The sequence below is a fragment of the Paraburkholderia terricola genome (assembly GCF_900142195.1).
Taxonomy (GTDB): domain Bacteria; phylum Pseudomonadota; class Gammaproteobacteria; order Burkholderiales; family Burkholderiaceae; genus Paraburkholderia; species Paraburkholderia terricola.
The window spans coordinates 1-9212 of sequence record NZ_FRAB01000086.1 but is presented as its reverse complement, the minus strand read 5'-3'; the positions used below and the strand labels follow the sequence as shown (position 1 = coordinate 9212).

The 9212-nt window shown below is 63.3% G+C and carries 9 protein-coding genes and 1 pseudogene; 4 read left to right on the top strand and 6 right to left on the bottom strand.

Annotated elements, in window-relative coordinates:
• On the bottom strand, nt 1–260 hold a 260-nt coding region (locus BUE39_RS33270), incomplete at its 3' end, for a transposase (protein WP_143169529.1).
• 158 nt (nt 261–418) lie between these two features.
• Here BUE39_RS33270 and BUE39_RS33265 point away from each other — a divergent pair.
• Complete coding sequence (locus tag BUE39_RS33265; protein ID WP_073432928.1) at nt 419–1660, top strand: serine hydrolase; 1242 nt, start codon at nt 419–421, stop codon at nt 1658–1660.
• A 129-nt stretch (nt 1661–1789) separates the two neighbouring features.
• Here the strand turns inward: BUE39_RS33265 and pcaG are convergent, their stop codons facing one another.
• A complete protein-coding gene (gene pcaG, locus BUE39_RS33260; RefSeq protein ID WP_073432927.1) occupies nt 1790–2377 on the bottom strand; it encodes a protocatechuate 3,4-dioxygenase subunit alpha in 588 nt (195 codons plus the stop codon).
• A 3-nt stretch (nt 2378–2380) separates the two neighbouring features.
• On the bottom strand, nt 2381–3085 hold the full coding sequence (gene pcaH, locus BUE39_RS33255) for a protocatechuate 3,4-dioxygenase subunit beta (RefSeq protein ID WP_073432926.1): 705 nt from the start codon (nt 3083–3085) through the stop codon (nt 2381–2383).
• 106 nt (nt 3086–3191) lie between these two features.
• Here pcaH and pcaQ point away from each other — a divergent pair, with 106 nt between their 5' ends.
• Both pcaQ and BUE39_RS33245 read left to right on the top strand, forming a co-directional pair.
• Nucleotides 3192–4208: a pca operon transcription factor PcaQ gene (gene pcaQ, locus BUE39_RS33250; RefSeq protein ID WP_073432925.1), complete on the top strand. Its 1017-nt coding sequence runs from the start codon at nt 3192–3194 to the stop codon at nt 4206–4208.
• Nucleotides 4209–4423: 215 nt separating this feature from the next.
• Nucleotides 4424–5557: a 4-hydroxyphenylpyruvate dioxygenase family protein gene (locus BUE39_RS33245; RefSeq protein ID WP_073432929.1), complete on the top strand. Its 1134-nt coding sequence runs from the start codon at nt 4424–4426 to the stop codon at nt 5555–5557.
• A 22-nt stretch (nt 5558–5579) separates the two neighbouring features.
• On the opposite strand, the gene BUE39_RS33240 is transcribed toward BUE39_RS33245, so the two are convergent.
• Entirely contained in the window at nt 5580–6512 is a 933-nt protein-coding gene (locus BUE39_RS33240; protein ID WP_176035748.1) for a LysR substrate-binding domain-containing protein, read from the bottom strand.
• A gap of 168 nt (nt 6513–6680) precedes the next feature.
• Here BUE39_RS33240 and BUE39_RS33235 point away from each other — a divergent pair, with 168 nt between their 5' ends.
• Complete coding sequence (locus BUE39_RS33235; protein WP_073432923.1) at nt 6681–7718, top strand: DUF1338 domain-containing protein; 1038 nt, start codon at nt 6681–6683, stop codon at nt 7716–7718.
• 58 nt (nt 7719–7776) lie between these two features.
• Here BUE39_RS33235 and BUE39_RS33230 read toward each other — a convergent pair whose 3' ends face one another.
• Complete coding sequence (locus BUE39_RS33230; protein ID WP_073432922.1) at nt 7777–8418, bottom strand: helix-turn-helix domain-containing protein; 642 nt, start codon at nt 8416–8418, stop codon at nt 7777–7779.
• Nucleotides 8419–8747: 329 nt separating this feature from the next.
• Nucleotides 8748–9212: pseudogene (locus BUE39_RS33225) on the bottom strand (type VI immunity family protein); the annotation flags it as partial.

Sequence of the window (9212 nt, the reverse complement as noted above, 5' to 3'; positions counted from 1 at the left end):
ACCTGATCCATCAATTGGCGCTCCGAGCGGATGCTGTAGAGCACCTGGATCAGCATGGCTCGCAGCAACTTCTCCGGCGCGATGCTCGGCCGCCCACCCTTGAGGTCGGCCTCGTACATCCCGGCAAACAACCGATCCATCTTCACCAGTGCTTCGTTCGCCATCACCCGGATCGAACGCAACGGATGCGACTTCGGAACGAAGTCGTCCAGCTTGCGCATGGAAAACAAACTCTCGGTGAATGTGTCGGCGCCGCGCATGATCTCCAAGGGGCAAGTGGGGGTCTTCCATCAACGCTTCAGGGGCCTTCAGCGATGACATTACCGCCGATACTTCAGCAGCCTGTTAAGATCGGCGGCTCGTTGCCGACTCCGCACCCAATCAATTCGGGCTCACACGGCACAGAACCGGAAGCTGCATGCCGTACGATCGTCGAACGCCTTCATTCGAATTTCCTGTCTATCGTTTTCCCGCGTGGTTCCGCTACGTCGCGTTGTTCGGCCTGTTGTGGCTGAACATCGGCTGGTCGTTTGCGGCGGGCCACGAGCCTGCGCGGCATACCTCTGCTGGCGTGAGCCGGCAGCTTGCACCGTCCATCGGACACGCGTCGAAAGCGCAGACCAGAACTTCAGTCAAAGCCAGGAAGCCAACCGTCCGCAAGGCGCGGCGACGTATCGCGCACAAGCGCAAGCCTGCGGCGAGCGCGCAGCGGCCGATGCATGTCGGCAACCTCACGCTCAAGCATCGCCGGCAGGCTGCGCGTATTGCACGTATTGCGCGAGAGCCGCGCGCCGCGAGGCGCCCACAAGCGACAGCGGAACGGCGCGATGCGCGGCCGCGTGTGTGGGCGCCGCGGAACCCTTCGCATGCGTCGCTGCGTCTATTGGCGCGCTGCGGCTACACGCCAAAATCGCGAGCGTTGCTTCATGCAAAGGCTGTCTATGTCGTGGACGAGCGAACGCATACCGTTCTCGCCGAAAAGCAGGCCGACCGAGTCATGCCGATTGCTTCGATATCCAAGCTGATGACGGCCGTGGTGTCACTCGACGCAAGGCACAAGCTGAACGCGCCGCTCAACGTCACGGTCCAGGATCAGGATTTCGACAAGTTCACCGGCTCACGCCTGGGCGTCGGTTCGACCTTGTCGCGGCATGACATGTTGCACATTGCGTTGATGTCGTCGGAGAACCGCGCCGCGGCTGCGCTCAGCCGCGATTACGCAGGCGGCCGGCCGGGTTTCGTCGCCGCGATGAACGCGAAGGCTCGCGCGCTGGGCATGCGGCATACGTCGTTTGTGAACGGTACGGGCCTGTCGCCGCGGAACGTTTCGACCGCGCGGGACTTGTCATTGCTGGTGGAGGCGGCGAGCCGTTATCCGTTGATTCGCGCTTACTCCACTGATCGCGAGCAAATCGTCTTGCCCGGCAGCGGCCGCGCGCGGCTGAGTTATCACAACTCGAATGCGCTGGTGCGAGGCGGCGACCGGTCGATCGTGTTGCAGAAAACCGGTTTCATCAACGAGGCGGGGCACTGTGTCGTCGTGCGGATGATCGTGCATGGCCGGCCCGTCGATATCGTGGTGTTGGGTGCGTCCGGCGCGCGCGATCACATTGCCGACGTCGCGAGAATCAGCCGCTGGCTGCGGTGCTCGTTGAAGTAACTGCTCTCGACGGGCGCAAAAAAAAGCCCGCGCGAGGCGGGCTTAACTACTCGGAGTTTCGTGATCCAGTCGCCAGACGGATCAACGTCAGTGTAGGTGAAAGCAATCTGAAAGTATAGAAATTCTGCTTCACAGGTCGAAAAATACGGTTTCCCGATCGCCTTGCATGTGGATGTCGAACCGGTACACGTTGGCCATGTTCGGTTCGCGGCGCGCGATCAGCGTGCCGCTCCGCTCCGCCGGAACCGCTGCCAACACGGCATCGTGCTCGTTTGCCTCGGCTTCGTCCTCGAAATAGATGCGGGTAAACGTGTGCAGCAGCATGCCTCGCATCGTCACGATCACATTCAGATGCGGCGCTTGATCCGGGCTCACGCGGCCCGGTTTGACCGTTTCCACGATAAAGCGCTGCTGCGGATCCGTACCCGTGCCGACGCGTGCGAAGCCGCGAAAACCGGTCTTCAGGATTTCCTCGCGCGATTCCGGAAAGCGGCCGTCGGCATCCACTTGCGACATTTCCAGCATGGCGTCGCCGATCACCTTGCCGTCGCCATCGAACACCTGGCCGACGATCGTGACGTGCTCGCCGGCCGCTTCACGGTCGGCCAGAACGGGCGTGAACAAGCTCCTGAAGTCGAAATCGTATTGCTGCGGGCACAGACCGTAAGCGAAGTACGGCCCAACCGTTTGCGAAGGCGTTTGCTTGAGAGTGGTCATGGTTTAACGCTCCATCGGCGTTTCGTTGCGGCCGCGCAGCACGATGTCGAAGTCGTAGCCGAGCGCGTAGGCTTCCTGCGTGGTGTCGAGCGAGAAGTTCGCAATCAGGCGATCACGCGCATGCTCCGGCGTGCCCTGAAAAATCGGATCGAAGGCCAGCAGCGGGTCGCCGGGAAAATACATCTGCGTGACGAGACGCGAGCCGAAATGCTCGCCGAACAGCGAGAAATGAATGTGGTTCGGACGCCATGCGTTCGGATGATTGCCCCACGGATAAGCACCCGGCTTGATAGTCAGAAAGCGATAACGGCCTTCGTTGTCGGTGAGGCAGCGGCCGGCGCCGAGAAAATTCGGATCGAGCGGCGCGTCGTGCTGATCGTTCTTGTGCACGTAGCGGCCAGCGGCATTGGCTTGCCAGATTTCCACCAGCGTATTGCGCACCGGACGGCCGCCCTCGTCGAGCACACGCCCCGTCACGATGATGCGCTCGCCGAGCGGCTCGCCGTTGCGCACCGCATTGCGCGTCAGATCGTGGTCGAGGGCGCCGAGGTCTTCGGTGCCGTAGACGGGCACGCGCTGGTCGCGCAGTTTTTCCTTCAGCGGAATGAGCGGACGCGTCGGGCCACGTTTGACCGATGAGCCGTAGCCGGGATAGATGTACCCGGGGTGGGACGCGAAATCGCGCGCGGTGAGAAAGGACTCATCCATGAGTGTCTCCTTCGAGGAATTGTGGGTGCAACTTATGGAGCGACTTTATCCAACCGGTGCGGTTATGCAAAGTGACGTTTTCGCCCTTTTCGTATAACCTTTCGTTATGCAACGAAGCCTCGCGGACAGCCGCGTCAAATTCCGTCATCTCCAGTGCTTTCTCGCCGTCGCGCAGTTCGGCAGCGTGCAGCGGGCCGCCGAAAGTCTTTCGATCACGCAGCCGGCGGTGTCCAAGACCGTCGCCGAACTGGAGGCGATTCTCGGCGTGAAGCTGTTCGAGCGCGGCCGCCACGGCGCAGTGCCGACCCGCGAGGGCCAGCTCTTCATGCCGCATGCGAGCGCCTGCGTCAGTGCGCTGCGGCAGGGCGTCGACTTGTTGGCGCGTCCGGAAGGCGCGGCTGCGGCCACGCTGGAAATCGGCGTCTTGCCGACCGTCGCCGCCGCGCTTATTCCGCCGGTGCTCAAGCGGTTCGCCGCGCTATGGCCGCGCGTGATCGTGCGCCTCGCGACCGGCGCCAACCCCGAATTGCTCGAACGCCTGAAAGCAGGCACGATCGAATTTGCGATTGGGCGTCTCGCGGACCCGGAGCGAATGGTCGGTCTCAGCTTCGAACAGCTTTTCAGCGAGCCGTTGATCGCGGTGGTGCGGGCCGGGCATCCGCTGGCATTGGGCGCCGGTTTGCCAGCCACCTCGCTGGAAGATTTTCCGGTGGTGCTGCCGCCGTTCGGCACGCTCATCCGGCAATCGGCGGAAAGCTTGTTGAGCGCGTGGGGCGTGCCGCCGCTGTCGGCGTTTGTCGAGGTGCTGTCGGTATCGACGGGCCGCGCGTTGACGCTCGAAAACGACGCCGTGTGGTTCGTGCCGCTGAGCGCGGTGGAGTACGAACTGGCGCACGGCATGCTGGTGCGTTTGCCCTTGCCGTTCGCCGGCACCGACGAGCCGGTTGGACTGATCCGGCGCTCGGACACGCAGCCGTCGCCGGTGGGGCGCGCGCTGATCGACGCCGTGCGTGAAGTCGCGCGATTGCGCATGGCCGCCGCCGCCGAAGGCAAGCCAAAGCCCGCGACAAAGGCAAAAAAGGCGAATCGTACACGTGGAACCGCAACGCCCACGGCACGCTGAAAACCTGACCCGCCGCGCTCGCGACCATGCACGCGGCCTGTCGATTCGCTGCAAGTGAACCGTCCGGTACAAAATGAAGGTTGCGAACGCTCGACTAGCCGGTGTACAAACACGGTGCAAAAACCGTCGCCAACCGCGTTGCCCTACTGCGGATGCCCGACGGCTCGCACCGAACATCGGAAAAAAGCGTCGAAAGACTGCACAAGGAGATTGCCATGCCCAGCGACTTGCCCACTCCAGACGCCGCGCTGCGCGCCGTGTCGGCGCCTGAGCACAATCCGCTCGGCACAGCCGGCCTCGAATTCGTCGAGTTCGCCGCGCGCGAGCCGAAGGCGCTCGGCGAGACCTTCACGAAACTCGGCTTCAAGGCGATTGCGCGCCACATCAGCAAGGACGTCACGCTGTATCGCCAGGGCGAGATGCATTTCCTGATCAACGCCGAACCCGATTCGTTCGCCGCGCGCTACGCCGAGGAATACGGCGCGGGCATCTGCGCGATCGGTATTCGCGTGGCCGACGCGCAGCGCGCGTTCGATCGCGCGATCGAACTCGGCGCGTGGGCGTTCGAAGGCGAGCGCCTCGGCGCGGGCGAACTGCTGATTCCGGCGATCCAGGGCATTGGCGACTCGCATATCTATTTCGTCGACCGTTGGCGCGGCCGCGGCGGTCAGCGCGGCGGCCTCGGCGACATTTCGATCTTCGACATCGACTTCCGGCCCATCGAGATCGACACCGCGCACGCCGATTTGAGTCACGTGGGCACCGGCCTCGTCGCGGTCGACCATCTCACGCAGACGGTAGGCGAGGGCCGCATGCAGGAATGGCTCGACTTCTATCGCGACCTGCTCAACTTCCGCGAGATTCACGAACTGCACGCGAACTGGCATGTGTCGGCGGAATCGCGCGTGATGGTGTCGCCATGCGGCGCGATCCGCGTTCCCTTGTATGAAGAGGGCACGCGCCGGACCAATCTGATGCACGAGTATCTGCCCGATCATCCGGGCGAAGGCGTGCAGCACATCGCGCTCGCCACCGACGATATCTTCGCGTGCGTCGAGCAACTGCTGGCGAACGGCGTTGAATTTGTCGAGCCGCCGCCGCGCTACTACGAGCAACTGGACACACGGCTACCGGGCCATGGGCTCGATGTCGAGCGGCTCAAGCGCACGCATGTGCTGGTGGACGGCGAGATCGGCGCGGACGGCGTGCCGCTGCTGTTCTTTCAGACTTTCGTGCGACGTAACGCCGGCGAGATCTTCTTCGAGATCGTTCAGCGGCAGGGGCATCACGGTTTTGGCGAAGGCAATCTCAGCGCGCTCGCGCAGGCGCGTGAGCAAACGGGTGCGTAACGCTCCAAGGCTTGGCGCTTGATCAATCGGTATCGGGATTGCCGGCCAAGCCCGGATTGACCGCGCCATACGCAGCCGCTTCCCCGAGCAGCCATTCGCGGAAGCTGGCGAGCGGCTTGCCGTGACTCAACTCGGTCGGATAGACGAGGTAGTACGCCGAGTCGGCAACCGCGGGCGCGTCGAGCGGTATCGCTAGTCCAAGCTGGTCAAGCTGTGCATCGACAAAAAAGCGTGGCACGAGCGCAATGCCGAGACTCGCCGCGGCCGCGCTGATCAGCATCGTATGAAGTTCGTAGCGCACGCCTTGCATCGTCCGGTTATCGTCGACGCCGAGGTTGGCGAACCATGCCGCCCAGCCATCGGGGCGCGTGGTGGAATGCAGCAACGGGTAATCCAGCAGATCGGCGGCGTTGCGAACAGGCCGCGTCAGCAGACTCGCCGCGCACACCGGCACGACTTCCTCACTGAACAGAAAATCCGCCGACGTGCCCGGCCATGTCGGTTTGCCGTAGTGAATCGCGGCTTCGAAATGCGTATCGCCGAACGGAAACGTGCCCGTGCGCACGCCCATATTGACGCGTACATCGGGATACCGTTCGTTGAATGCCGCGAGCCGTGGAATCAGCCATTGCGACGCGAAAGTCGGCAGCACCGCCAATTCCAGATAACCGCCGCCGCTGCCATGCGCGATGATCGACAGCGTGTCGCGATCCAGCTGCTCCAGCGCGCGCCGCACCTGCGCGCTATACACCTTGCCCGCCTTCGTCAGCACCACGCGCTGTTTGGCGCGCACGAACAGCCGCACGCCGAGATTGCTCTCCAACGTATTGATCTGCCGGGACACCGCGCTTTCGGTGAGGAACAACTCACGCGCCGCATGCGTGAAGCTCTCGTGTCGCGCGGCGGCTTCGAAAGCGAGCAGCGCGCCCATGTTGGGGATCTTGAACTTTCGCACGTTGATTCCGAAAACGCATCAAGTGGCGATTTTATCTCGCTTTACGGCGTCGCCGCGGCTCTGAATAATCTCGCCTTCGGCGATGCCGCGCGTAGGCCTCGAAGCCACGCCGGCATGCCGTCCTCCAAATACACGAACGCGTCTCACCGCACGCCGCCCGGAACCGATATGCGAAACATCAAGAATGCGAATGTCGAACGACTGCTGCTGAAATTGCTCGGCGTCGACAAAACCGCGCGGCTGTTCGCCACGCTGAACCATCCGCGAATCCTCAGCGAATGCGAAGAAGGCACCGTGACGCGTGCCGAACTCGCGCAGGCGTTGAACATGGCGTTGTTCGACGACCTGCTGGCGCGCTCCGCGAATGGCCGCGAGTACACGCAGGAGACGATCGCCGCGGGCGGCGGCGTGTACTTCGACCACGGCGCATTGCGCACCGTGCGCTGGCATGAGAACGGCGCGCTGCCGCCGGGCGAAGCCGCGTTCGCGCGCATTCTGCGTCCGCTCGGCTTCAGCATCAACGGCCGCTATCCGCTCGACCGTCTCGGCATGACCGGCCGCGCGTGGGCGCACGACGACGCGCCCGATGAGATCGCACAATTCTTCGTCAGCGAATTGCATCCCGAGCGTTTCTCGGCGGAATTCCAGCAGGCGGTGACGAATGTGATCGGCGCGTCGCGCGATCCGCTGACGCCGCAAGCCGTCGGCCATTTATGGGAGCTCGAACGCGAAGGCGTGCTGCCGCTGGAGGCGGCGCATGCGTTGCTACCGGTGATCGTCGGCGCGTTCGCGCGTCAGCACGAGACGCCATGCGAGGCCGATTACGACGTGTTGTTGAAGGAGTCGGCGGAAATGGCGTGGATCGCGACCGAAGGCAACGCCTTCAATCACGCCACCGATCGCGTCGCGGACGTGTTCAAACTCGCCAACGACGAAAAAGCCAAGGGTCGTCCGATGAAGCCGGAAGTGGAGCGTTCGCGTTCGGGCCGCGTGTTCCAGACGGCGTATCGCGCGGACATCGTGCGGCGCGAATTCCGCGCGGCCGACGGCAGCATCGTGACGCGCGACGTGCCGGGCTCGTTCTACGAGTTCATCACGCGCAAGCGGACCTTCGATCAGGACGCGCGCCGCTGGCAAACAGATCTGCGTTTCGACGCGGGCAACGCACAGGGCATCTTCAAGATGACCGCGAACCAGGCGGCTTGACGTATCGTCGCCAGGCGAGTGCCGCGGACGTTGGCGGCGCGTCGTCAAGGCGCTTTCGTTATTTCTTGCCCGATTCGGCGAGCGGTACGGTTGCCGGTGCTTGCGGGATGTCGGCGCTGGTCGCCATCCACAACACCTCGGCGTCTTCTTCGCTGGTGGACACCGCGGCGTGGCCGGTGCGGCTGTCGAAGTACAGGCTGTCGCCGGCGTTCAGACGCGTCGGCGCGTACAACTCGGAATAGAGGCACACGCTGCCGCTGATGACGTACAGGAATTCTTCGCCTTCGTGACGGCCCCAGTCGTCGAACGCGTCGAGCGTGTGCGCGGAGATGCGGATGCGAAACGGCAGCATCGCTTTGTGCGCGAGGTCGGTGGCGAGCAGTTCCATCTGGTAGCCGCGATAGGCGTGACGCTGGCCTTCGTTTTTGCGGGTCAATGCGCGACGTCCGTTGGCGCTGACTTTGGGCGTCGAGCCGAACAACTCGCCGATTTCGATTTTCAAACCGACGACGATTTTCTGCAGCACGTCGAATGTGGGGGACATCAGGCCGTTTTCGACTTTGGAGAGCGTCGAGCGGGAGACGCCGCAGAGACGGCTCGCGGTTTCCAACGTCAGGTCCTGCGCCTGGCGCGCGGCGCGCACGCGTCGTCCGAGGTCGGTGGTGGATGCGTCGGCGGGTTTGGTGAGGTGGGTGTCCATGGGGCCAGCGGGTTTGTAGCGCGCCTCGGGCGGGCGGGTCGTGTTTCCGATAATAACATTGGGGGAGGGGTGGGGGTTCTCCGGAATCCGCTGTAGAGCTAATGCCGCGTGGCGGACGCGCTGCCTGGAGTTCGATAACTTTTCTCATCAGAAACATCGCGTGCTGGGGTGGATAAAGCGTGCCAGCCATGGATGCGCGTGCTCGATACCCGCACTAAGCAAATTGGGGAGATAGGTGAGCTAGGCGTTCGGTTTTTACCATGCAGGCGCAAGTTTCATTCGAATGCATGCTTAAGGCGCGTTGCTGGATTCGCAACAAGGCAAAGCTGCTAACGCTCGCTTGGCGACCAATGCCAGTACGTCTCACCCCACGGGCTTCCTTCGATCGCGGGCATGATTTCGCCCGCTTCGAAATAGCGACGGCTCCCCGCTTTCGCTGGCGTATGCCACCAGCCCGCTTCCGGGCAAGGGCTACCGCCGCGGACATTGAGACGGACGGGCTCACGTTTCACCGGCTGCGGTACGACAGTCGGGGGCTCGGGAATCGGTGCGGCGTCGGGCAGGTCAAAGCGCGCTGCCCACGCGCGCGCGTTCTTCGTATCCGCGCTCGGCAAGTCCGGGATATAGGTATGCAAGGCGTCGGGCCCTGGATCGCGTAGCACGCGCAATACGCTGTTCACGAACACGTAGGGTTCGGGTAGACCTTCCTCGGGGGCGCCGAGACGCGGGAAATCCCCGGCGCGGATCAGCAGGCACGAGCCGATGCGTTCGATGTGAATGTCAGGACGATTCAG

Coding starts and splice junctions, on each gene's coding strand:
- pcaH (WP_073432926.1), bottom strand. CDS start 3,085: ATGGATGAGTCCTTTCTCACCGCGCGCGATTTCGCGTCCCACCCCGGG.
- BUE39_RS33235 (WP_073432923.1), top strand. CDS start 6,681: ATGCGAAACATCAAGAATGCGAATGTCGAACGACTGCTGCTGAAATTG.
- pcaQ (WP_073432925.1), top strand. CDS start 3,192: ATGCAACGAAGCCTCGCGGACAGCCGCGTCAAATTCCGTCATCTCCAG.
- BUE39_RS33230 (WP_073432922.1), bottom strand. CDS start 8,418: ATGGACACCCACCTCACCAAACCCGCCGACGCATCCACCACCGACCTC.
- BUE39_RS33265 (WP_073432928.1), top strand. CDS start 419: ATGCCGTACGATCGTCGAACGCCTTCATTCGAATTTCCTGTCTATCGT.
- pcaG (WP_073432927.1), bottom strand. CDS start 2,377: ATGACCACTCTCAAGCAAACGCCTTCGCAAACGGTTGGGCCGTACTTC.
- BUE39_RS33245 (WP_073432929.1), top strand. CDS start 4,424: ATGCCCAGCGACTTGCCCACTCCAGACGCCGCGCTGCGCGCCGTGTCG.